This window comes from Streptomyces sp. NPDC059009 (assembly GCF_042740175.1).
Lineage (GTDB): Bacteria > Actinomycetota > Actinomycetes > Streptomycetales > Streptomycetaceae > Streptomyces.
Genome location: NZ_JBHYJB010000001.1, coordinates 64,118 through 87,458 on the forward strand (window position 1 = coordinate 64,118; position 23,341 = coordinate 87,458).

22 protein-coding genes are annotated in these 23,341 nt (G+C 71.9%); 14 read left to right on the forward strand and 8 right to left on the reverse strand.

Annotation, left to right across the window (positions count from 1 at the left end):
* Positions 1-105: 105 nt before the first annotated feature.
* From ACFWYM_RS00270 to ACFWYM_RS00295, 6 genes are all read left to right on the forward strand, one after another.
* Positions 106-1,959 carry a GH3 auxin-responsive promoter family protein gene (locus ACFWYM_RS00270; protein ID WP_384828246.1) on the forward strand — a complete coding sequence of 618 codons (1,854 nt, stop codon included), beginning with the start codon at positions 106-108 and terminating at the stop codon, positions 1,957-1,959.
* Positions 1,956-2,813, forward strand: coding sequence for an alpha/beta hydrolase (locus tag ACFWYM_RS00275; RefSeq protein ID WP_384828247.1), 858 nt, complete (start codon positions 1,956-1,958; stop codon positions 2,811-2,813). Before ACFWYM_RS00270 ends, ACFWYM_RS00275 begins: the two co-directional genes overlap by 4 nt.
* Positions 2,810-4,027, forward strand: a complete 1,218-nt coding sequence (locus ACFWYM_RS00280) for an enolase C-terminal domain-like protein (protein ID WP_384828250.1) — start codon at positions 2,810-2,812, stop codon at positions 4,025-4,027. The genes ACFWYM_RS00275 and ACFWYM_RS00280 overlap by 4 nt, the downstream gene beginning before the upstream one ends.
* On the forward strand, positions 4,024-5,256 hold the full coding sequence (locus ACFWYM_RS00285) for a PLP-dependent aminotransferase family protein (protein ID WP_384828252.1): 1,233 nt from the start codon (positions 4,024-4,026) through the stop codon (positions 5,254-5,256). Before ACFWYM_RS00280 ends, ACFWYM_RS00285 begins: the two co-directional genes overlap by 4 nt.
* A 35-nt stretch (positions 5,257-5,291) precedes the next feature.
* On the forward strand, positions 5,292-6,077 hold the full coding sequence (locus ACFWYM_RS00290) for a carbon-nitrogen hydrolase family protein (protein WP_384828811.1): 786 nt from the start codon (positions 5,292-5,294) through the stop codon (positions 6,075-6,077).
* A 61-nt stretch (positions 6,078-6,138) separates the two neighbouring features.
* Positions 6,139-6,543 (forward strand): RidA family protein, encoded by a 405-nt coding sequence (locus tag ACFWYM_RS00295; protein WP_384828254.1) that lies wholly within the window; start codon positions 6,139-6,141, stop codon positions 6,541-6,543.
* A gap of 83 nt (positions 6,544-6,626) precedes the next feature.
* Here the strand turns inward: ACFWYM_RS00295 and ACFWYM_RS00300 are convergent, their stop codons facing one another.
* From ACFWYM_RS00300 to ACFWYM_RS00315, 4 genes are read right to left on the reverse strand one after another with little or no spacing between them, the layout of a single operon-like run.
* Positions 6,627-7,982, reverse strand: coding sequence for an ATP-binding protein (locus tag ACFWYM_RS00300; protein ID WP_384828256.1), 1,356 nt, complete (start codon positions 7,980-7,982; stop codon positions 6,627-6,629).
* Entirely contained in the window at positions 7,975-9,120 is a 1,146-nt protein-coding gene (locus tag ACFWYM_RS00305) for an ATPase domain-containing protein (protein ID WP_384828814.1), read from the reverse strand. The genes ACFWYM_RS00300 and ACFWYM_RS00305 overlap by 8 nt, the downstream gene beginning before the upstream one ends.
* The gene (locus ACFWYM_RS00310; RefSeq protein WP_384828258.1) at positions 9,003-9,563 is read right to left on the reverse strand and encodes an ATPase domain-containing protein; all 561 of its coding nucleotides are present in this window, start codon (positions 9,561-9,563) and stop codon (positions 9,003-9,005) included. The genes ACFWYM_RS00305 and ACFWYM_RS00310 overlap by 118 nt, the downstream gene beginning before the upstream one ends.
* Positions 9,560-9,898, reverse strand: a complete 339-nt coding sequence (locus tag ACFWYM_RS00315) for a circadian clock KaiB family protein (protein ID WP_384828260.1) — start codon at positions 9,896-9,898, stop codon at positions 9,560-9,562. Before ACFWYM_RS00315 ends, ACFWYM_RS00310 begins: the two co-directional genes overlap by 4 nt.
* 211 nt (positions 9,899-10,109) lie before the next feature.
* Here ACFWYM_RS00315 and ACFWYM_RS00320 point away from each other — a divergent pair, with 211 nt between their 5' ends.
* The gene (locus ACFWYM_RS00320; RefSeq protein WP_384828262.1) at positions 10,110-10,730 is read left to right on the forward strand and encodes a response regulator; all 621 of its coding nucleotides are present in this window, start codon (positions 10,110-10,112) and stop codon (positions 10,728-10,730) included.
* 404 nt (positions 10,731-11,134) lie between these two features.
* Here the strand turns inward: ACFWYM_RS00320 and ACFWYM_RS00325 are convergent, their stop codons facing one another.
* Positions 11,135-11,716, reverse strand: a complete 582-nt coding sequence (locus ACFWYM_RS00325; protein ID WP_384828264.1) for an adenylosuccinate lyase — start codon at positions 11,714-11,716, stop codon at positions 11,135-11,137.
* A gap of 393 nt (positions 11,717-12,109) precedes the next feature.
* On the opposite strand from ACFWYM_RS00325, the gene ACFWYM_RS00330 reads away from it, so the two are divergent.
* Positions 12,110-13,903: a 3-hydroxyacyl-CoA dehydrogenase family protein gene (locus tag ACFWYM_RS00330; RefSeq protein ID WP_384828266.1), complete on the forward strand. Its 1,794-nt coding sequence runs from the start codon at positions 12,110-12,112 to the stop codon at positions 13,901-13,903.
* Between the two features lie 139 nt (positions 13,904-14,042).
* Complete coding sequence (locus tag ACFWYM_RS00335; protein WP_384828816.1) at positions 14,043-14,873, forward strand: TetR family transcriptional regulator; 831 nt, start codon at positions 14,043-14,045, stop codon at positions 14,871-14,873.
* 40 nt (positions 14,874-14,913) lie between these two features.
* On the opposite strand, the gene ACFWYM_RS00340 is transcribed toward ACFWYM_RS00335, so the two are convergent.
* The 3 genes from ACFWYM_RS00340 to ACFWYM_RS00350 form a co-directional block, all read right to left on the reverse strand.
* Complete coding sequence (locus ACFWYM_RS00340) at positions 14,914-15,372, reverse strand: GNAT family N-acetyltransferase (RefSeq protein WP_384828268.1); 459 nt, start codon at positions 15,370-15,372, stop codon at positions 14,914-14,916.
* Between the two features lie 74 nt (positions 15,373-15,446).
* Entirely contained in the window at positions 15,447-15,947 is a 501-nt protein-coding gene (locus ACFWYM_RS00345; protein WP_384828270.1) for a hypothetical protein, read from the reverse strand.
* Positions 15,948-15,951: 4 nt separating this feature from the next.
* Complete coding sequence (locus ACFWYM_RS00350; RefSeq protein WP_384828271.1) at positions 15,952-16,668, reverse strand: hypothetical protein; 717 nt, start codon at positions 16,666-16,668, stop codon at positions 15,952-15,954.
* Positions 16,669-17,124: 456 nt separating this feature from the next.
* On the opposite strand from ACFWYM_RS00350, the gene ccrA reads away from it, so the two are divergent.
* From ccrA to ACFWYM_RS00375, 5 genes are read left to right on the forward strand one after another with little or no spacing between them, the layout of a single operon-like run.
* Complete coding sequence (ccrA, locus tag ACFWYM_RS00355; protein ID WP_384828273.1) at positions 17,125-18,486, forward strand: crotonyl-CoA carboxylase/reductase; 1,362 nt, start codon at positions 17,125-17,127, stop codon at positions 18,484-18,486.
* Position 18,487: 1 nt separating this feature from the next.
* Entirely contained in the window at positions 18,488-20,560 is a 2,073-nt protein-coding gene (locus ACFWYM_RS00360) for a protein meaA (RefSeq protein ID WP_384828818.1), read from the forward strand.
* The gene (locus tag ACFWYM_RS00365) at positions 20,557-21,522 is read left to right on the forward strand and encodes an HpcH/HpaI aldolase/citrate lyase family protein (RefSeq protein WP_384828275.1); all 966 of its coding nucleotides are present in this window, start codon (positions 20,557-20,559) and stop codon (positions 21,520-21,522) included. Before ACFWYM_RS00360 ends, ACFWYM_RS00365 begins: the two co-directional genes overlap by 4 nt.
* A 6-nt stretch (positions 21,523-21,528) precedes the next feature.
* Entirely contained in the window at positions 21,529-22,053 is a 525-nt protein-coding gene (locus ACFWYM_RS00370; RefSeq protein WP_384828277.1) for a MaoC family dehydratase, read from the forward strand.
* A 2-nt stretch (positions 22,054-22,055) separates the two neighbouring features.
* Complete coding sequence (locus ACFWYM_RS00375; protein ID WP_384828279.1) at positions 22,056-23,261, forward strand: acyl-CoA dehydrogenase family protein; 1,206 nt, start codon at positions 22,056-22,058, stop codon at positions 23,259-23,261.
* Positions 23,262-23,341 lie beyond the last annotated feature (80 nt).

The window sequence follows — 23,341 nt, forward strand, 5'->3', positions numbered from 1 at the left end:
AGCGCACTACCGTGCGCCGCCGCGTCTTTCGCGCGCCGCCTGGCGGTTGACCTGCAGCAACATAATTTCTGCATCTGCACCCGCGACTCCCACCCAAGGACAGACATGGCAGCCATTGCCGCACCCGCAGTGCATCTGACCAATGTTCTACCGTCGCCTCGCGAGGCCGTTCCCACCCCCTGCTCCTGCCACGCTTTCGGCATACGAACGCAGCATTCCCTGCACATACAAAGGAAACTTTTCGAGAATCCGATCGGCGCCGCTCGATCGGTATTTGATGACATTCTCGACCAGTGCGCGCCGACCGAGTTCGGGCGGGCGCACGGGCTGTCCCGCGTCCGCACGCTCGACGCCTGGCGGCGGGCGGTGCCCATCCAGCAGTACGAGGACATCGAGCCGTACGTCGCCCGCGCCCGCGAGGGCCACCCGGCCGTCCTCACCCGCAGCCATCCGTATGCCTACTTGAAGACGTCGGGTTCCAGCGGCACCCCCAAGCACGTCCCGACCACCCGGCACTGGCGCGACCGCTACCGCGGGCCCGCCCTGTACGCGCAGTGGGGCCTGTACTTCGAGACGCTCGCCGCCGCCGACGCCCGCGCGGGGCGCCCCGCCTCCGCCGCGCATCTGCCGCAGGTCCTGGACCTGTCCTGGGAGCGCACCGCGAGCCGCCCGGGGCCGGACGGCGGCCCGCCCGCGTACAGCATCTCCGGCCGCCCCGCCGCGGTCAGCTCCCGCGACTGGCTGCCGCCGTGGTACGACGAGCCGTGGCTCATCGGCGACCCCGGGGAGCGCTGGGACGCCGCCCTGTACCGGAAGGTGAGACTGCTCGCGGGCGCCGACGTACGCGCCGTGGTCGCCCTCAACCCGTCGAAGATCATCAGCCTGGCGCAGACCCTGGCCGCACACGGCGAGCGCCTGGTCGCGGACGTGCGCGACGGGACCCTGAACGGCCGCCCGCATCCGGCGCTCGGACCGGACCGGGAGACCGCCGACCGGCTGGACGCCATCCTGGAGGCGCAGGGCGGAGCCGCGGGCCTCACCGACCTGTGGCCGGGCCTCTCCCTCGCCGTGGCCTGGAACTCCGCGTCCGCCGCGCTGTACGGGGACTGGCTGGAGGAGGTCCTTCCCGGAGTGCCGCGGCTGCCGTTCAGCACGACCGGCACCGAGGGCATCGTGACCCTGCCCGTCGACGGCCACCCCTCCGCCGGTCCGCTCGCCGTCGACCAGGGCGTGTACGAGTTCGTCCCCGTCGAGGACACCGACGGCACCGAGTCGCTCGCCCCGGACGCCGAGACGCTGCTCTTCGACGAGCTGGAGAGCGGCCGGGAGTACCGCCTCGTCATGAGCCAGGCCAACGGGCTGCTGCGGTACGACGTCGGGGACGTCTACCGGGTCGTCGGCCACTACGGCGCCACCCCGCGCCTGGAGTTCACCGGCCGGGCCGGCTTCCGCGCCTCCTTCACCGGCGAGAAGCTCACCGAGACGCAGGTCCACCAGGCCGTCGTCGAGTCGCTGCCCGAACGCCTCGGCGGCAGGCCCCTGTTCACCTGTGTTCCGGTGTGGGGCGCCCCGCCGCGCTACCACGTCGTCATCGAGGGCGCGGCCGGGCTCGACGCCGCCGAGCTGGAGGCGTTCGCGCACGCCGCCGATGCCGCGCTGCGCCGCATCAACATCGAGTACGGCGAGAAGCGGGCCTCCCGGCGCCTCGGCCGGATCGAGATCACCGCCACCGACTGGGGCGCCTTCGCCCGGGCCGAGGAGCGCAGGCGCGCCCGCGGCACGTCCTCCAACCAGATCAAGCACCACTGGCTGCAGCGCGACACCGGCCTCCTTGACGCCCTGCGGGAGCGCGGCCTGCTGCGCGCGAGCACCGAACCGGCCATCCTCACCGGCCCCGCCGGCTCTGCCGACCGCGCCGACCTCACCGGCCCCGCCGAGGGGACCGGTGCCGCCCGATGACCACGGCTCCCCTCCCCACCCCCGTGACCTCCGAACTCACCGCCGCCGACGGCACCGTCCTGTCCCTGCACACCTGGCTGCCCGACGGCCCCGCCCGCGCCGCCGTGGTGTACGTCCACGGCATCCAGAGCCACTCCGGCTGGCTGTTCGAGACGGGTCCCGAGCTGGCCGCCCGCGGGGTCGCCGTGCACGCGGCCGACCGCCGGGGCAGCGGGGCCAGCACCGGCCCGCGCGGCCATCTGCCCTCCGCCGAACAGGTCCTCGACGACTACGCCCGGGTCCTCGCGGACGTCCGTGCCGATGCCCCCGGCATCCCGCTGACCGTCGTCGGCCAGAGCTTCGGCGGCAGCGTGCTGGCCGCCCTGGTGACCCGGGACCTGGTGCCCGCCGACGCCCGACTGGTGTTCTGCGCCCCGGCGTTGGGCCAGCAGCGGGCCCGGCAGGACTCCGGCGCGCTGGCGGCCCTGCGCACCGGCGGCGGCCTTGCCACGACACCGCTGTCCCTGACCGACGCCGACTACACGGACGTCACGGAATACCTGGACTTCATGGCCAACGATTCCCTGATGGTACGTCAAATCACCGCGTCCACACGCTCGGTGATGGTGCGCCTTGAGGACGTGTACATGCGCGGCGGCACCTGGGACGAGCGCGTCACGGGACCGGTGCACTTCGTCCGCCCCGGCCACGACGCGATCATCGACCTCGACACCTCCTGGACGGTGCTGTCCGGTCTCACCCGGCACGCCACGCCCGTCGAGCTGCCCGGCTCGGCGCACTACGTCGAGTTCTCCGCCGACCGGCACACGTACTGGGACTGGCTGGCCGCCACGGCGATCGGGGGCGCCGCGTGACCGTGCGGCCCGCCCTCGACGTCTACACCGCCCGCGTCCCCATGGCCCGCCCCTTCGCCCACGCCGCCCACGCGCGCCGCACCTCCGAGTCGGTGCTGGTCCGCTGCTCGCTCGCGGGCGCGACCGGCTGGGGCGAGGGCGCGCCCCGCACCTACGTCACCGGAGAGGACCTGACGTCGGCGGCACAGGCCCTCCTGAACACCGAACCCCCGGACTGGGAGGGCGTGTTCACCGGTTCCTTCGAGGACGGCGTACGGGCCCTCGCCGCGCTCGACCTGCCCGGCACCCTGGGCGGCCCGGGGCGCCCGGCCCCCGCCGCGGCGGCCGCCCTGGAGACGGCCCTGCTCGACGCCTGGTGCCGCACCCACGACCGGGACGCGGCGGACGCCCTGGCGCTCGCGGCCGCCCCGGGTGTCCTGGCCTCCGCCCCGCGCATACGGGCGTCCGCGCTGGTCCTGGACTCCAGCCGGGGCCCGGAGCGACTGCTCGGCGCCCTCTCCCCCGAGGCGCTCGCCCACCTCACCCACATCAAGGTGAAGGCCCTGCCCGACCCGCGCGCGACACAGCAACTGGTGCGGCAGGTGCGGGAGTTCATCGATCCGGCGGCAGGCACCGTGTCGGTCGACGCGAACGGCGCCTGGCAGGATCCGGCGACCGCCCTGCGCGCCGCCGCCCTGCTGGCCGACCACGTCTCCTGGCTGGAGGAGCCCACCCGCCCCCGCGACTGGGCCACGCTGCACCGCATCCAGCGCGACACCGGCTGTCCGGTGATGCTGGACGAGTCGGCGGTCACCCCTGCCGACCTCGACTCCGCCCACGCGCACGCCGCGGCCACGTACGTCAACGTGCGCGTCTCCAAGTGCGGCGGCCCGCTGGGCGCCCTGCGGATGCTCGCACGGGCCCGCGCGCTCGGCCTGCGCTGCCAACTCGGCGTGCAGGTAGCCGAGGTGGGCCCGCTGTGGGCGTCCGGACGGCTCCTCGCGGCCTGGGCGGCCGACCTGGTCGCCGTCGAGTCCGGCCGCCAGGACGAGTGGTTCGCCCCGGACCTCACCACGCCCGCGTACGCCGTCGACCGCGTCCGCCACCGGGCCGCCCCGCTCCCCGGCCCCGGCTTCGGCCTCACCCCCGACGGGCTGCCGCTGCGCCACATCGGCCGCGCCGGCGCCCCCGCCCGACACCCCGAAACACCCACCACGACAAGGACCTCCGCATGACCACGGCCCTCACCACGCACGCCCCTTCCTCCGCCGCCTCTCCCGCCTCGTCCCCCGCCGACCTGGTCTCCCGCCGCGTCGCGGCCCTCTCCGTCTCCTCGCCGTACGCCGTGCCCGCCCGCAAGCCGGGACCCGACTTCGTCAACCTGGTCGGCGGCGCCCCCGCCGTCGAGGCGCTCCCCCTCGCCGAGATCCGCGAGGTCACCCAGGAGCTGCTCGCCGGGCCCGACACCGGCGGCCCGGCCCTCGCCTACGGCCCCAACGCGGGCGACCCCGCCCTGCGCCGGCTCATCGCCGACCGCGAGGGCGTGGACCCCGCGCGGATCCTCATCACCAACGGCGGGCTGCACGGCACGTCCCTCGCCCTGCAGTCCGTGGCCGAACCGGGCGACGTGGTCGTGGTCGACGACCCGGTCTTCCCCGACACCATCCGCATCGTCGAGCAGACCGGCGCCGACATCCACCCGGTGCCGGTGGGCCCGCACGGCCTCGACGTCGACGTCCTGGAGGAGCGGCTGCGCGGCGGCCTCCGGCCCAAGGCCGTCTACACCGTGCCGGACTTCCACAACCCGGGCGGCGGCCTGCTGCCGCACGCGCGGCGGCTGCGCCTCGTCGAACTCGCCGAGCGCTACGGCTTCTTCGTCCTCTCCGACAACCCCTACCGGGCGTTCTCGCCGGACGGCCGGGCCGAGCCCGACTTCCCGCTCGACAGCGACCGCGTCGTCGTCGCCCACACCTTCGCCAAGACGCTCGGCCCCGGACTGCGCCTCGGCTGGCTGGTGGCGCCCGAGTGGCTCGCGCCGCACGTCATCAACCTGCGCCGCCGCCTGGACTTCCAGAGCTCGACCCTCTCCCAGGCCATCGCCCGCACCCTGCTCTCCCGCGACGGCTGGTTCGACGAACTCCTCGGCCGCAGCCGGGACCTCTACCGCGAGCGGGCCGACCTCACCGTGCGCGCCCTGCGCGAGGCCGGCGACCAGCTGGAGTTCGACGACCCGGCGGGCGGCTTCTTCGTCTGGGCGCGGGTCAAGGGCGGCGCGACGGCCGCCCGGCTCCTCTCCGAGCGGGCCGAGGAGGCCGGAGTCGTCTACTCGGTCGGCACCTTCTACGACCCGCTCCAGCAGGGCCGGTACGCCGATCACCTGCGCCTGGCCTACTCGCAGGCCCGGCACGAGCACCTGGTGGCGGGACTCGAGCGGCTGACCGCCGTACTGCGGACGCTGCCGTGACCGCGACGGTGCCCGAGCCGGCGAGCGGGCCGGTGCTGCGCGTCGCGCTCGGCCAGCTCGCCGCCACCGCGGACCCGGAGGCCAACCTGGTCCTGGTGGAGAAGGAGGTCGACCGGGCCGCGGCGGCCGGGGCGCGGCTGCTGGTGCTGCCGGAGGCCACGATGTGCCGCTTCGGCGTGCCGCTGCGTCCGGTCGCCGAGCCGCTGGACGGGCCGTGGGCGTCGCGGGTGCGCGACCTGGCGAGGGACCGCCGACTGGCCGTCGTCGTCGGGATGTTCACGCCCGCGGACGGCGAGCGGGTGCGCAACACGGTGCTCGTGGCGGGCCCGGACGGGCGGCTCACCTCCTACGACAAGATCCACCTCTACGACGCCTTCGGGCACCGCGAGTCCGAGACGGTCGCCCCCGGCGACCGGCCGCTGACCGTGGACCTCGACGGGGTCCGGATCGGGGTGGCGACCTGCTACGACATCCGCTTCCCCGGCCTGTTCACCGAACTCGCCTCCCAGGGCGCTCAGTTGACGGTCGTGCCCGCCTCCTGGGGCGCGGGGCCCGGCAAGCGCGAGCAGTGGACCCTCCTCGCCCGGGCCCGCGCGCTGGACTCCACGGCGTTCGTCGTCGCCGTCGGCCAGGCCGAACCCGCCGCGCCCCAGGCCGGTGCGGCGCCCACGGGCGTCGGCGGCAGCCTGGCGGTGTCCCCGCTCGGGGAGATCCGGGCGGAGCTCGGCGACGGCCCCGACTTCACCACCATTGATCTCGACCTCGGGGAGGTGACCCGGGCGCGGGAGACCGTGCCGGTGCTCGCGAACCGCCGCTGGTGACACTCCCCGTGCACCCCGGCCCGCCGGGGGCGCTGTCAGACCCATGGTCCAGCATGGGCGCATGAGTCACCTGACCCACCTCAGCGCCCCCGGCGGCGTCGCGCCCGCCACCCAGTACACGCACGTGGTGATGGGCACGGGCCGCTTCGTCGCGGTGTCGGGTCAACTCCCGCTGGACGAGCGGGGCGAGCTCGTCGGCGCGGGCGACGCGACGGCGCAGGCGCGCCAGGTCTTCGGGAATCTGCGCCGCTGCCTGGCGGCGGCGGGCGCCACGTTCGCGGACGTCGTGAAGCTGACGTACTTCGTCACGGACATGGCCCACATGCCCGCGATACGCACCGCGCGGGACGAGGCCCTGGACCCCGACCGTCTCCCGGCCGCCTCCGCGGTGCAGGTCGCGGGGCTGGTGCGGCCTGAGTTCCTGATGGAGATCGAGGCGTACGCGGTCGTGGCCGAGCGGCCCTGAGGGCCCTCGGCCGGCCGACGGACGCGTTCACCCCGCTCGGCCGACTGGCGCGTTCGCCCCGCTCGGCTGACCGGTGCGTTCGCTCATCCCGGCGGGCCCGGCTCCGGACCCGCCGGCACATCGGCGTGCCCGGCCCGTCGCACGCTCACGCAGAACACCGCGCCCACCGGCCGCCCCGGCTCGTACCAGGCGTCGCCGCCGCCCGAGCGCGCCAGGCTGCGGGCGATCCACAGCCCGAGGCCGGTGCCCGGGGCCTCGGCCTGCGGGCCCCGGCGGTAGCGCTCGAAGAGGTGCGGCACGAAGGATTCGGGGACGCCGGGCCCCTGGTCGGCCACGCGCACCTCGATGCGCTGTCCGGTGTCGCGCGCCGTGATGGTGACGGGTCCGTGGCCGTAAGTGGCTGCGTTCTCCAGGTAGTTGCCGATGACCTCCGCGAAGGCGAGGCGGTCGACCAGGGCCGTCAGGTCCGGCGGGACACCGATGCGCAGATCCATGCCGCGGGTGTCGGCCTCCGCGAGCCGCTCCAGGAGAAGCCCGAGCAGCCCCACCGGCTCGACGTCGGCCTCGACGGTGCCGGGCCGGCCCCGACCCCCGTGCTGCCCCTGACCGACGGGCTGTCCCCGACCGACCGGCTCCCCCTGCCCACCGGGCTGGCCCTGCCCACCGGGCTGCCCGTGACCGACGGGCTGCCCCTGACCACCAGGTTGCCCCTGCCCACCGAGCCGCCCCTCACCGACCGGCCGGCCCCGACCAACCGGCCGGCCCTGCCCACCGGGCTCTCCCCGACAGCCGAGCTGTCCCCGACCGCCGGGCTCCCCCTCACCGACCAGCCGGCCCCCACCGACCAGCTGGCCGTGCCCACCGAGCTGCCCCCGCCCACCCACCCACTCCTTGCCGTCGATGCGGGCCGCGGTCAGCAACTTCCGCACCAGTGACTGGAGATGGGTCGTGCGCTCGGCGATACGCTCGACGATCTCCGCCCTGCGGTCGGCGGTGAGGCCGGGCGGCTCCTCCTGCAGGACGTGCACAAGGGTGCCGAGTGCCGCGAGCGGGTTGTGCAGCTGGTGCGCGGCCACCGCGACCACCACGGTCCGCTCCTCCAGCGCGTGCTCCAGGGCCTGTTCGGCCTCGCGCCTGCGCGTGGCGTCGCGCAGCGCGGCCACGTACAGCCGCTCGCCGTCGAGCCGGGCGGCCGTCACGCGCATCTCCACCGCCCTGGTCCCGCCGGCCGGCAGCACGAGCACGACCTCGGTGGACTCGCCCGCCACCAGCGGGAAGCCGAACTCGGAGCCGATCACCTCGGCCAGGGGGCGCTCCAGGAGGGCGGCGGCGGCCGGGTTGCAGGCCCGCACCACCCCGGCGCCGTCGACCGCGACGATCCCGTCCGCCGAGGCGTGCAGCACGGCCCGGTAGAGCTCCTCCGGTTCCGGCTCAGCCATCGCGCGGGTCGCCGCTCCCCTCCATGGCGTCCGGGCCCGACGGGTCCGCGTCCGTCATGACGTGCTCGCCCCGCTCCGCCGTCCCGGGCCCCGTCACCACGCCGCTCCCCACGAAGATGTGCGCGACACTGCGCATCGGCTCCCCGACGTGCATGCCCCTCTCACTGATGAACACCTCGCGCACATGGTGGTCGTGATCGGTGCCCCGGGTCTTGAGGACGGCCAGGGCCCGGCGCACGACGCCGACGTGCTCCACGTACCGCAGCAGCAGGTTGACGTCGGTGAGGCTGGCGAGCTCCACCGTGATCGCCGCGCCGTCCGAGGGTCCGGACGACGTGGGCGCCGAGGTGATCAAGGTGGTGATCTCGTTCGACTGCAGGACGGCGCCCAGCGAGATCACGAAGTCGAGCAGGGCGCGCGGCCCCGCGACGCGCTGCAGGGCGGACAGGCTGTCGATCGCGACCCGGTGCGGCCTGAACTCGTCGATGTTGCGCTTGAGTTGGATGAAGTGGTCCTCGATGGAGGCGCTCTCCGGGTACTCGGAGGTCAGTCGCAGCGTCCCGGCCCCGATGAGTTTCTTCAGGTCGAGGCCCCAGCCCTGGGCGCTGCGGTGCAGCTGCTCAGGCGTCTCGTCGAAGGAGTAGAACAGCGCGCGCTCGCCCCGCTCGTGGGCGGCGGCCGTGAAGAACAGACTGGTGAGGGTCTTGCCCGTGCCGGTGGGGCCGGTGAGCATGACGATCGCGTCGCGGTAGACGCCTCCTCGGCACATGGCGTCGAGCCCACTGTTGCCCAGCGTCACCCGTTCCCAGGTGGGCCTGCTGCGCGGGCGCAGATACGCGATCGGCATGACGACGATGCCCGCACCCGGGTCGATGGTGAACTGCCACTCGCCCGTACGGTGCCGGGCCCCGCGGAACTTGACGATCTCGACCGTGCGCCGCCTCCGCCCCTCGGTCAGTGTGTTGCGCAGCATGATCACGTTGTTGAGGGCGAACTCCTCGACGCTGTGCCGTACGGGGCTCAGGCTGTTGCCGTCGGTGCGCTCCGAGGTGAACACCGCGGTGACGCCGAGGGCTTCGAGGGCGGCGGCGATGCGCAGCAGCTCGTGCCGGACGACCGCCGTGTCGGGAAAGCGCAGGAAGACGGAGTCGAGGGAGTCCAGGGAGACCCTGCGGGCGCCGGTGCCTCCACGGCACGCCGGATCCTCGCGAGCACCGCCGTGAAGTCGTACGCCCCGATCACGGGACTCTCCTCGTTGAGGTCGGGCGTGGCGTCCACGAACACCCAGCGGCCGTCGGCCTCCCAGTCGGCCACGGTGAAGCCCAGCGAGAGCGCGTTGCGGCGAATGTCCTCGGGGGTCTCCTCGAAGGTGACGAAGACGCCGGGCTCGTCGTGGGCGAGCACCCCACGGGCCAGGAACTCCAGGGCGAACAGGGTCTTTCCGCTGCCCGTCGTCCCGGCCACGAGCGTCGCGCGGCCGTCCGGCAGGCCGCCGAGCGCGAGCTGGTCGAAGCCGCTGATGCCGGTGGCGAGGCGGGCCGCACCGGCCGCTCGCCGCGCGTGGTGCCCGCCGCCGCTCATGAGCCCCTCGCCGTGTCTTCGCCGGTCATGTCCGCCCCGCTCTCCTGGTCCACCCCGTTCCACACACCGAGCAGCCCGAGCGCGGCTGCGGCGCGGTCGGTGTCCGCGAGGTCCCCGATCACCCTGCGGCGCGGCGGCGGAGCCACGCGCACCACCGTCGGTGTCGCGAAGACCCGTGCCTCGTCGGCGAGTTCCGGCTTCCCCAGGACGTCGACAACCTTGATCTCGAAGCGGTTGGGGATGTGCGTACAGCACAGCAGCCGTAAGTTCGCCAACGCGGTCGTGGACCGCTCCGTGGTTCCTGCGGCGTACAGCACGAACGAATATGTGGTCACCGTCGGTGCCCCGTTCCTTGCCGTGCCGAGCCGTCGCCCCTTCCCCGGTCGCACGTAGCAACTCTCCTGCGCACCCGCCGACTCGCACCAGATACGGGGAGCGTATTTCCGGTGCGGGAAGGCCGCCCGAAGCCGGTCGGGCCTGACGGTGCGGCCATGGGCCCATACGCTGGAGAGGGCTCCCCTCCCCAGCGGAAGGGACGTTCCGGAAATGATCCGCGTGCTCGTGGTGGAGGACGAACGAGCCCTGGCCGAGGCGCTGGCCATCGCGATCGGAATCGAGTCCGACCTGGAGTGCGTGGCGGCCGTGGGGACGGTCGACGAGGCGCTGCGGGAGGCGGCCCGTCGACCGCCCACGGTGACGCTCATGGACATCCATCTGCCGGGCACCGACGGCATCGAGGGCTCCCGGCTGCTCAAGGCCGCGCACCCCGGCACGCGCGTCGTCTTCCTCACCGCCGATCCGCGCCCGGACCAGCTGATGCGCGCCGTGGCGGCGGGCGCCTCCGGGTTCCTCGCCAAGCACAGCGCGTTCCGCGACGTCCTCGCCGCGATCCGCAGCACCGCCCAGGGAAAGCTCCTGGTCGAGGAGTCGGCGCTGCGGCGCGCGGACGGGGCTCCCGGGGGCGGGCTCACCGCCCGCGAGCACGAGGTCCTGGTGCTGCTCGCGCGGGGCCAGGACCTGAAGACGATCGCCGAGCGCCTGGTCCTGAGCCGGCACACGGTGCGCGGCCATGTGAAGAGCGTGCTCGCGAAGCTGGGCGCGCACAGCCAGCTGGAGGCGGTGGTCACGGCCACGCGCCGCGGCATCCTGCCGGGCCGGAGGCCGTGAGGGGCCGCGCACAGCGAGCAGCGAGCAGCGGGAGTGGGCAGTGGGTAACGGGCAGCAGGTCGCGGGCAGCCCATCTGAGGGATGGATCGGCCCCGTTGAGGGATGGCAGCGGGCCCGGTCCGGCTTCTATCGTTCCCTGTATGCGGTTGTCACGACGGCGGGCAGACCGGCTCCCCCGTCGAGCGGCTTTCCCTGACCCACGTCGCACCCGGCCGGACAACCGCACCGACCCGGCCGAGGGCCGTCGGCCCAAGTCCCCTTCCATGTCGCGGCGCGCACAGCAGCGATCTCCCCGCGACAGCGCGTGGGACCGAGATTCGCCCGTCTCCCGCCGGGCGAAGCCCCCGGCGGCCCCTTCCTCGTGAGCACCTCCCGGGAATCCGTCACCGCCTCCCGGGAATCCGTCACCGCTTCCCGGGAATCCGCGCCAACGCCGCCGAAGCCGCCGCCGCGAGCCGCGGAAATCCGCATGCCTCGGTCAGCACGGGCCGCGCCCGCGCGTCCCCCAGCGCACCGAGCCCCTCCACGCACGCCAACGCGACCTTCCCGTACGGGTCGTGGGGGTTCAGGCGCCGCCGCAGCGTGGCGATCAGGGCGGGCGCCGACTCGGGGGCGCGCAGCTCCGTGAGCAGGCGGACGGGGTGGAGGGCGTAGGCGACGCGCAGCTCGTTCGTCGCGAGGGCCGCCGCCGCGCGGGCGGTGCGCGGGTCGCGCAGCCGCCCCAGGGCGTAGGCGGCGGCCGCGCACCGGGGCGGGTCCCGGTGGTTGAGGAGCAGAACGAGGGACTCGAAGGCCCGCCGGTCCCCCGCGACGCCGAGCCGCACCGCCGCCAACTCCCGCGCCCACAGGGGCTGTCCGTCGGCGGTCAGCACCCCGGCGAGCTCATCGAGGTCCGCGATCGCCGTGAGCCGCGCATACGCCCCCGAGCCCGCCGCTCCCGCCTCCCGCCGTAAACGTTCCGTCACCGTCCGCAACTCCGCATCCATGTCGGGAGCCTAGGCAACTTGCCGGGCCCGCGCGACGTAGGTCACAGAGATCGGCGAACGATGAGGGCTGGCGCGCTCGTTACTCGCCGGTTAATCTCATGTGAGCGGGGCACACTCCCCGTGGCACACAGCACGACCTCGCAGTGGCCTGGTGACGCAGCCGCTGTGAGTGCCCAGTCGGTTCGGTACCTCAGGCACCCAGAGCACCTCAGGTACTTCATCACGACGTCGGCCCCGGGACAGGGCCCGTCGGCTCCCTTCACCAGGCGTGCGCACGCCCTGCACCGCAGCGCGCCGCCCGGTCGCGACAGGCACCAACTCCCGCACGCCGTGCGCCCTTTCGGCGTCCCCGCGTGCACCCCTCAGTCGTCACTCACCTCCTGGAGTCCACCCATGGACGCTCCCACTCCCCTGCCCTTGACCACCGTCGCCGTCGTCGGTCTCGGCACGATGGGCACCGGCATCGCCGAGGTGCTGGCCCGCGCCGGGCGTGAGGTCATCGGCATCGACATCAGCGAGCGGGCGGCCGCCCAGGCCGTGACCGCCCTGGAGTCCTCGACCGCGCGGGCCGTGCGCCGCGAGCGCCTCACCGAGAGCGAGCGCGGCGACGTCCTCGCCCGCTTCCGCACGTTCACCGACCTGCAGGCCGCCGCCGATGCCGACCTGGTGATCGAGGTCGTCCCCGAGTCGTACGAGATCAAGCAGCAGATCTTCCGCGAGCTGGACTCCGTGGTCCGCCCCGACACGATCGTCGCGACCGGGACCAACGCCCTGTCCGTGACCCGCCTCGCCGCCGAATCGGCGCGCCCCGAGCGGGTGTTGGGCCTGCACTTCTTCAACCCGGCGCCCGCCATGAAGCTCGTCGAGGTGGTCTCCTCCGTCCTGACCGCCCCGACCGCCGTCGCCGCCGTCACCGACCTCGCGCTCGCCCTCGGCAAGGAGCCCGTGGCCGTGGGCGACCGCCCCGGCTTCGTCGCCGACGGCCTGCTCTTCGGCTACCTCAACCAGGCCGCCACGATGTACGAGGCGAAGTACGCGAGCCGCGAGGACATCGACGCCGCGATGAAGCTGGGCTGCGGCCTGCCGATGGGCCCGCTCGCCCTGCTCGACCTGATCGGCGTCGACACCGCCCGCACCGTCCTGGACGCGATGTACTCGGAGTCGCACGACCGCCTCCACGCCCCCGCCCCGATCCTCAAGCAGCTCAGCGAGGCGGGCCTGACCGGCCGCAAGTCCGGGCGCGGCTTCTACACGTACGAGGAGCCGGGCAGCGCGGTGGTGGTGCGCGACGCCCTGACCCCGCTGGAGGGCGGCGCGACCGCCGAGGGGCGCCCCGTGCGCTCCGTGGGCGTCGCGGGCTCGGGCACGATGGCGTCCGGCATCGCGGAGGTCTTCGCGAAGGCCGGGTACGACGTGGTGCTGGCGGCCCGCAGCGAGGAGAAGGCGGAGAAGGCCAAGTCCCGTATCGGCACGTCCCTTTCGCGCTCCGTCGACAAGGGCCGGCTGACCGCGGAAGCGGCCGCGGAGACCCTGGCCCGGATCACCCCGGCGGGCAGCTACGACTCCTTCGCGGACGTCGATCTCGCCGTGGAGGCGGTCGCCGAGGACCTGGAGGTCAAGCAGCAGCTGTTCGCGGCGCTCGACAAGGTCTGCAAGCCCGGCGCGATCCTCGCCACGACCACCTCCTCCCTGCCAGTGGTGGCCTGCGCCCGCGCCACCTCGCGCCCGCGCGACGTGATCGGCATGCACTTCTTCAACCCCGCCCCGGCGATGAAGCTCGTCGAGGTGGTCCGCACGGTCCTCACCACGGACGACGTGCACGCGACCGTCCGCGACCTGTGCACCAGGATCCGCAAGCACCCGGTGGACTGCGGCGACCGCGCGGGCTTCATCGTGAACGCGCTGCTGTTCCCGTACCTGAACAACGCGATCAAGATGGTCCAGGAGCACTACGCCTCGCTCGACGACATCGACGCCGCGATGAAGCTCGGCGGCGGCTACCCCATGGGCCCCTTCGAGCTCCTGGACGTCGTCGGCCTGGACGTCTCGCTGGCCATCGAGCGCGTCCTGCACCGCGAGTTCCGCGACCCGGGCCTGGCCCCGGCCCCGCTCCTGGAACACCTGGTGGCCGCGGGCTGCCTCGGCCGCAAGTCCGGCCGCGGCTTCCGCGAATATGCCCGTCGCTGAGCCGGGCAGGGCCGGGTACGACGGCCGGGCGGACGGCCCCGCGCCCGCGCGCGGGGCCCTGCGTAGGGAACGTACGGACTGGGGCGGGCTGCTCGATCCGCCGGGCGGCCCCGTCCCGGCTCCGCACCACGCCACGCATATGCAGTACGTTCAGGGCATGCCCAAGGCCGCCAAGTCCTCACGTACCGCCCCGCCCGACCCCGCTCCGGAGAGCTCGGCCGGGAGCCGCGCCGCGGCCCAACGGCTCAAGATGCGCCGGGAGCTGGCGGCCGCGGCGATGGAGCTGTTCGCCACCAAGGGCTACGAGGCGACGACGGTCGACGAGATCGCGGCGGCGGCCGGGGTGGCCCGCCGCACCTTCTTCCGCCACTTCCGCTCCAAGGAAGAGGCGATCTTCCCGGACCACGACGACACCCTGATCCGCGCGGAGGCGGTCCTGAACGCCGCCCCGGCCCACGAGCACCCGCTCGACACGGTCTGCCGCGGCATCAAGGAAGTCATGAAGATGTACGCGGCATCGCCCGGCGTCTCCGTCGAGCGCTACCGCCTCACCCGCGAGGTGCCCACCCTGCGCGAGCGCGAGATCGCCTCGGTGGCCCGCTACGAGCGCCTCTTCACCCGCTATCTCCTGGGCCACTTCGACGAGCAGGCCCACCACGACGGCAACGACGACCCGCTGCTCGCCGAGGTCGCCGCGTCGGCCGTCGTGACGGCCCACAACCACGTGCTGCGGCGGTGGCTGCGGGCCGGGGGCCAGGGGGACGTGGAGACGCACCTGGACCACGCGTTCGCGATCGTGCGGCGCACCTTCGGCACGGGGATCGGCGCGGGCCGCGACTCGGCGTCGGCCGCCACGCCCGCGGCGACGGCGTCGGCGCAGGGCGAGGTCCTGGTCACGGTGGCGCGGACGGACGCGCCGCTGGAGGAGATCATGGGGACGATCGAGAAGGCGCTGCGCGAGCGTTCGTAGCGCCTTCCCGTCCTCGTCCCGCCCCCTCCTGGTGGACTGCTCAGCTCACGGCCAGCTGGTAGCGCAGCTTCCCCTTCGCCCGGGCGCCGAGGCGGTCGTAGAACCGGATGGCGCCCGTGTTCCAGGGCGGCGTCTGCCACTGGACCTGTGCGAGCCCGAGCTCCCGCGCCTCGTCCACGACGGCCTGCACGAGCCGCTCCCCGACCTTGAGCCCCCGGCAGCCCTCGCGCAGGAACAGGCAGTCCATGTGCAGATACTCCGCACCGTCCCACGTGGAGATCTCGGGCGCGCACGTGGCGTACCCGACGATCTCCCCACCACCTGACTCGTCGCTCAACTCGGCGACGAAACACCGCAGTCGGGGCTCCCGGACCCCGAACAGCAGCGCCTCCAGACGCTCGGCGAGGTCCGCCGGCGGGGGTGAGGCGTTCTCGTAGGCGGCATGCTCACTCGCGAGCAGGGCGACGTCGCGAAGGTCACCGGCACGGGCACGCCGCACCCGGGCACCACGCGCGCCGGCAACGCCCGTCGCACCCATCGCCCCCGTCGCACCCATCGCCCCCGCCGCGCCCGTCACCGGACCTCCCCCTCCAGCACGTCCTCGCCCCAGGCCGCCAGCCGCTCATCCACGGTGCCGTGCCCGTCGAGCACATGCCGGGTGAAGGCGTCCCGCTCATGCGCCAGGACCGCCGCCTCCCACACGCAGGGGGCCAAGCCCGCCCGGCCCGGCCGGAGTTGGGCGGGGTCACCGGCCGGACCGGTGAAGACGGCGAGGTCGGACATATAGCCCTCGATCCAGGTGTGCACGAGGACGTAGTCACCGTCGCCCCCGGCGTGGACGAGCACGACGGACAGCCCGAGGGACCCGCGCTGCGGGGCCGAAGCGAGATGCCGGGCGGCGACCCGCAGCGCGCTCTCCACACCCTCGTCATCGACACTCCGCCCAGGAGCCTCGATCACACAGACCTTCAAGAGATGCCCGGCAACCGAGCGACTCCCCAACGACCGCACGGCACGGGCGTGATAGCCGTCGGCCAGCGCCAGCAGAGCATCCGAATCGACAAGATCAGTCATGCACTCATGATGCACGGGAGGGACGGAGGGCCGACGGGGCGAGGTCGTCCCCGGGCAGGCCGACGTCACCGCTCTGCCACTCCGGGTCATAGGCGCAGGGCACGGACGCACCGCCGGTGAAGTACTCCCGGTCCTGGTACCAGGTGAAGGACATCCGCTGATCCCCACCGTCCCGCTGGACGAAGAGATCCCACGAATCCCCCTTGCCCTTGCCGCCCTCGCGGTAGGAGCTGACCTCCCAGCCGTCCTCCTCCAGGTGCCGCCGCAGCTTCCGCAGCCCGGGAACGGCCTGACCGGCGGGGACGTGGTTCACGGCCCAGCGATGGCTCATCGCGTAGGCACCGTCAACGGTCTTGTCGGCCAGCCCCAGCAGCCCCCCGTCGTAGCAGTAGCCGGAGCTGAAGGTGTTCTCCGTGCTCACGCCGATGCGCTCGACGCCCGGCCGTACGGTGCGCTGGAACCCCATGAGGTCGTACGCCTCCTGAGACCGCTCGAAGGCCCGCCCGGCCATGTCCTCGGGCGCGACCCTGGGGTAGTCCGTCGCCTCCTCTGCCTTCCACACGAGGAGGGCGATCGCCACGAACACGAGCACCACCGCCACGCCACCGCACCCGAGGGCCCCGACGAGGCAGGAGGACGCCTTGGGCTCGGCCGGGGCGACGGGGGTGACGGGGGTGACGGGGGTGACGGGGGTGACGGGTGCGGGAGTCTCTTGGGACATGCGGGGACGGTATGCCGGTGGAGGGGCCCGGCGGATGGGGGCGGATACCCGGGCAGGGGTGGGTACGCGTACTCAATCGATCTACGCCGCCGCCGCGGGCGGGCCCTCGCACGCCTCTGACCTGCACTGATCGATCATCGCTCAAAAAGTTTTGGCACCCAGTGTCTTGCACGCTGGCACGCCGTGCCATACGTTGAAGTCGTCCGGGCGGCCGGCGTACAGAGATCTTCCGTACGCCGGCTGTCCCCGCAAACCCCGCACCGACGGGGCGAGCGCGCCCGGACGCCTGCGTCACAGGCAACCTCCCGCGCACACACAGCGCTGCCGAAGCTCCACCCCCGCCGAACCGACGGCACAGCTCTCACAGCAGCACCCCCTCAGCAGCAATTCAGCAGCAGCAATGACGCATCCCGACGAAACCCTCAGCGCCCTCTCAGCGCTCGCCGGAGGCACCCCGTGAACGAAATCCTGGACGCAATCCAGTCGCAGACTCGGACATCGAGCGGCTCCGCCGCGGTCACGTCCGCCGACTTCGCCGCTCTCCCCCTGCCGGAGTCGTACCGCGCGGTCACCGTCCACAAGGACGAGACGGAGATGTTCGCCGGGCTCACCACCCGCGACAAGGACCCCCGCAAGTCCCTGCACCTCGACGACGTCCCGGTTCCCGAACTCGGCCCCGGCGAGGCCCTGGTGGCCGTCATGGCCAGCTCGGTGAACTACAACTCGGTGTGGACCAGCATCTTCGAGCCGCTCTCGACCTTCGGGTTCCTCGAAAGGTACGGAAAGCTCAGCGAGCTGACGAAGCGTCACGACCTGCCGTACCACGTCATCGGCTCCGACCTCGCGGGCGTCGTCCTGCGCACCGGCCCCGGCGTCAACGCCTGGCACCCCGGCGACGAGGTCGTCGCGCACTGCCTCTCCGTCGAGCTGGAGTCCAGCGACGGGCACAACGACACGATGCTCGACCCGGAGCAGCGCATCTGGGGCTTCGAGACCAACTTCGGCGGCCTCGCCGAGATCGCCCTCGTCAAGTCCAACCAGCTCATGCCGAAGCCGGACCACCTGAGCTGGGAGGAGGCGGCCGCTCCCGGGCTCGTCAACTCCACCGCCTACCGGCAGCTCGTCTCCCGCAACGGCGCCGGGATGAAGCAGGGCGACAACGTCCTGATCTGGGGCGCGAGCGGTGGACTCGGCTCGTACGCCACGCAGTTCGCGCTCGCGGGCGGCGCCAACCCGATCTGTGTCGTCTCCAGCGAGCAGAAGGCCGACATCTGCCGGTCCATGGGCGCCGAGGCGATCATCGACCGCAGCGCCGAGGGCTACAAGTTCTGGAAGGACGAGCGCACCCAGGACCCCAAGGAGTGGAAGCGCTTCGGCAAGCGCATCCGCGAGTTCACCGGCGGCGAGGACATCGACATCGTCTTCGAGCACCCCGGCCGCGAGACCTTCGGCGCCTCGGTCTACGTCACCCGCAAGGGCGGCACCATCACCACCTGCGCCTCCACCTCGGGCTACATGCACGAGTACGACAACCGCTACCTGTGGATGTCCCTGAAGCGCATCATCGGCTCCCACTTCGCCAACTACCGCGAGGCGTGGGAGGCCAACCGCCTCATCGCCAAGGGCAAGATCCACCCGACGCTCTCCAAGGTGTACCCCCTCGAGGAGACCGGGCAGGCCGCCTACGACGTGCACCGCAACCTCCACCAGGGCAAGGTCGGCGTCCTCGCCCTCGCGCCCACCGAGGGTCTGGGCGTGCGCGACGAGGAGAAGCGCGCCCGGCACATCGACGCCATCAACCGCTTCCGCAACATCTGAACTGCCCCAGGAGCGCGTACAGATGACTGAGCGTCAGAAGGACCGCCCGTGGCTCATGCGCACCTACGCCGGTCACTCCACGGCGGAGGCGTCGAACGAGCTGTACCGGCGCAACCTCGCCAAGGGCCAGACCGGTCTGTCGGTCGCGTTCGACCTGCCGACGCAGACGGGCTACGACCCGGACCACATCCTCGCCCGCGGTGAGGTCGGCCGGGTCGGCGTCCCGGTCTCCCATCTCGGGGACATGCGCAGGCTGTTCCAGGACATCCCCCTGGAGCAGATGAACACCTCGATGACCATCAACGCCACCGCGATGTGGCTCCTGGCGCTCTACCAGGTGGTCGCCGAGGAGCAGGGCGCCGACATCACCAGGCTCCAGGGGACGACGCAGAACGACATCGTCAAGGAGTACCTGTCGCGGGGCACCCACGTGTTCCCGCCGGGGCCCTCGCTGCGGCTGACGACGGACATGATCACCTACACCGTCGCGCACATCCCCAAGTGGAACCCGATCAACATCTGCTCGTACCACCTCCAGGAGGCGGGCGCGACGCCCGTGCAGGAGATCGCGTACGCCATGTCCACCGCGATCGCCGTCCTCGACGCCGTGCGCGACTCCGGGCAGGTCCCCGAGGAGAAGTTCGGGGACGTCGTGGCCCGCATCTCCTTCTTCGTGAACGCGGGCGTCCGCTTCATCGAGGAGATGTGCAAGATGCGGGCGTTCGGGCAGCTCTGGGACCGGGTCACGCGCGAGCGGTACGGGATCACCGACCCCAAGCAGCGCCGCTTCCGTTACGGGGTGCAGGTCAACTCCCTCGGTCTGACCGAGGCGCAGCCCGAGAACAACGTCCAGCGGATCGTGCTCGAGATGCTGGCCGTGACGCTGTCGAAGGACGCACGCGCGCGTGCCGTGCAACTTCCGGCCTGGAACGAGGCGTTGGGGCTCCCCCGGCCCTGGGACCAGCAGTGGTCGCTGCGCATCCAGCAGGTGCTCGCGCACGAGTCGGACCTCCTGGAGTACGAGGACATCTTCGCGGGCTCGCGGGTCGTCGAGGCGAAGGTGGACGCCCTCGTCGAGGCGTCCCTGGCGGAGATGGACCGGATCGAGCAGATGGGCGGCGCGATGGCCGCCGTCGAGTCGGGCTATCTGAAGTCGCAGCTCGTCTCCTCGCACGCCGAGCGGCGCGCCCGCATCGAGTCCGGCGAGGAGAAGATCGTCGGCGTCAACTCCTTCGAGTCGACGGAGCCGAGCCCGCTCACCTCGGACCTGGACACCGCGATCATGACGGTGGACCCGGCGGTCGAGGCGCGCGTGGTGGCGGCGCTCGACACCTGGCGCACCACGCGTCAGGAGTCCTCCGACCGCCAGGGCGAGGGCGACCCGTTCCACTACCCGACCACCCGGCAGGCCCTCGACCACCTCAAGGAGGTGGCCGCGGGGACGGGCAACCTCATGGAGGCCACCCTGGAGTGCGCACGCGCCGGTGTGACGACCGGCGAGTGGTCGGGCGCCCTGCGGGAGGTCTTCGGCGAGTTCCGGGCGCCCACGGGCGTCTCCAGCGCTCCGGTGGCCGTCACCGCCGAGGCGGGCACGCCGCTGGCCGTCGTGCGCGAGAAGGTCGAGAAGACCGCCGCGGACCTCGGCGTCGGCAAGCTCCGCTTCCTGGTCGGCAAGCCGGGCCTGGACGGGCACTCCAACGGCGCCGAGCAGATCGCCGTCCGCGCGCGGGACGCCGGCTTCGAGGTGGTCTACCAGGGCATCCGGCTCACGCCCGAGCAGATCGTGGACGCCGCGCTCGCGGAGGACGTGCACGCCGTGGGCCTGTCGATCCTCTCGGGCTCGCACGCGCAGCTCGTGCCGGACGTCCTGGAGCGGCTGCGCACGGCGGGCGCGCCCGACATTCCCGTGATCGCGGGAGGCATCATCCCCAACAGCGACGCCGAGGACCTGAAGGCCGCGGGTGTGGCCGCCGTCTTCACCCCCAAGGACTTCGGCATCACGGAGATCATCGGCCGTATCGTCGACGAGATCCGGAAAGCGAACAAGCTCGACCCTCTGGAGGTCCCCGCATGACCGCGCCCATCAACCGCCTTCGCCCGCGCCGCTCGTGCCTGGCCGTACCCGGCTCCAACCCCCGCTTCCTGGAGAAGGCCCAGGGCCTCCCGGCCGACCAGGTCTTCCTGGACCTGGAGGACGCCTGCGCCCCGCTGGCCAAGCCGGAGGCCCGGCACACCATCGTCAAGTTCCTCAACGAGGGCGACTGGACGGGCAAGACACGGGTCGTGCGCGTCAACGACTGGACGACCGAGTGGACGTACCGCGACGTCGTCACGGTCGTCGAGGGCGCCGGTCAGAACCTCGACTGCATCATGCTGCCGAAGGTGCAGACGGCCGACCAGGTCGTGGCCCTCGACCTCCTCCTGACCCAGATCGAGAAGACGATGGGCTTCGAGGTCGGCAAGATCGGCATCGAGGCGCAGATCGAGAACGCCCAGGGGCTCAACAACGTCAACGCGATCGCGGAGGCGTCCCCGCGCGTCGAGACGATCATCTTCGGCCCGGCCGACTTCATGGCGTCGATCAACATGAAGTCCCTCGTCGTCGGCGAGCAGCCGCCCGGCTACCCGGCGGACGCGTACCACTTCATCCTGATGAAGATCCTGATGGCGGCCCGCGCCAACAACCTCCAGGCGATCGACGGCCCCTACCTCCAGATCAAGAACGTCGACGGCTACCGCGAGGTCGCAGGCCGTGCCGCCGCGCTCGGCTTCGACGGCAAGTGGGTGCTGCACCCCGGCCAGGTGGAGGCGGCCAACGAGGTGTTCTCGCCCTCCCAGGAGGACTACGACCACGCCGAGCTGATCCTGGACGCGTACGAGTACTGCACGTCCGAGGCGGGCGGCAAGAAGGGCTCGGCGATGCTCGGCGACGAGATGATCGACGAGGCGAGCCGGAAGATGGCGCTCGTCATCTCCGGGAAGGGCCGTGCGGCGGGCATGCAGCGCACGTCGAAGTTCGAAGCCCCGGAGGCGTAAGACACCATGCAATTCGGCCGCACCTACGAAGAGTTCACCGTCGGGGACGTCTACAAGCACTGGCCCGGCAAGACGGTCACCGAGTACGACGACCACCTCTTCTGTCTCCTGACGATGAACCACCACCCCCTCCACATGGACACCAACTATGCGGAGAAGACGACGGACTTCGGGAAGAACGTCGTCGTGGGCAACTACATCTACTCGCTCCTGCTCGGCATGTCCGTGCCGGACGTCTCCGGCAAGGCGATCGCCAACCTGGAGATCGAGTCGCTGAAGCACGTGGCGCCGACCTTCCACGGCGACACGATCTACGGCGAGACGACCGTCCTCGACAAGACGCCCTCGAGGTCGAAGAGCGACCGCGGGATCGTCTACGTGGAGACCAAGGGCTACAAGCAGGACGGCACGCTGGTCTGCGTGTTCCGCCGCAAGGTGATGGTGCCCACCGAGACGTACATCAAGGAGCGCGGCGGCGAACAGCCCGGCCGCCCGGAGCTGAACGCCCCTTCGAAGAGCACGGAGAAGTAGCCATGAGCCGACTCGCCCAGACCGCCGGACTCACCGACGTCCAGCAGGAGATCCTGTCCACCGTCCGGGACTTCGTCGACAAGGAGATCATTCCGGTCGCCACGGAGCTGGAGCACCGCGACGAGTACCCGCAGCAGATCGTCGACGGCCTCAAGGAGTTGGGGCTCTTCGGCCTCATGATCCCGGAGGAGTACGGGGGTCTGGGCGAGTCGCTGCTCACCTACGCGCTGTGCGTGGAGGAGATAGCGCGTGGCTGGATGTCGGTGTCCGGCATCATCAACACGCACTTCATCGTGGCGTACATGCTCAAGCAGCACGGCACGCAGGAGCAGAAGGAGACCTTCCTTCCGCGGATGGCGCTCGGCGAGGTGCGCGGCGCGTTCTCGATGTCGGAGCCGGGCCTCGGCTCTGATGTGTCGGCGATCACATCCAAGGGCGTCAAGGACGGCGACGAGTACGTCCTCAACGGCCAGAAGATGTGGCTGACGAACGGCGGATCGTCGACTCTGGTGGCCGTTCTGTGCCGAAGTGACGAAGGACACCCCGAGGGGACCGCGCCCCACAAGTCGATGACGACCTTCCTCGTCGAGAAGGAGCCCGGCTTCGGAGAGGTCCGGCCCGGCCTCACCATCCCCGGGAAGATCGACAAGATGGGTTACAAGGGCGTCGACACCACCGAACTCATCATGGATGAACTGCGCATTCCGGCCAATAGGGTCCTCGGCGGGACCACCGGCCGCGGGTTTTACCAAATGATGGACGGCGTGGAAGTCGGCCGCGTGAATGTCGCCGCGCGTGGCTGTGGCGTCGCTCAGCGTGCCTTCGAACTGGGTGTCTCTTATGCCCAGCAGCGCCACACTTTCGGCAAGCCGATCGCCCAGCACCAGGCGATCCAGTTCAAGCTGGCCGAGATGGCTACCAAGGTTGAGGCCGCCCATGCGATGATGGTCAATGCAGCACGCAAAAAGGACTCCGGGGAGCGAAACGACCTGGAGGCGGGGATGGCCAAGTACCTCGCGTCCGAGTACTGCAAAGAAGTCGTAGAGGACGCGTTCCGGATTCATGGCGGCTACGGCTTCTCCAAGGAGTACGAGATCGAGCGTCTCTACCGCGAGGCACCGATGCTGCTGATCGGTGAAGGTACCGCCGAGATCCAGAAAATGATCATTGGCCGACGACTGCTCGAAGAGTATCGATTCCAGGGCTGAATGCCCGACTTGGGGCGATTTCTTCGGGACGAAGATCACACCCTGTCAACACGCTTCAGCCCCCGACTCGGCTTCCTGGC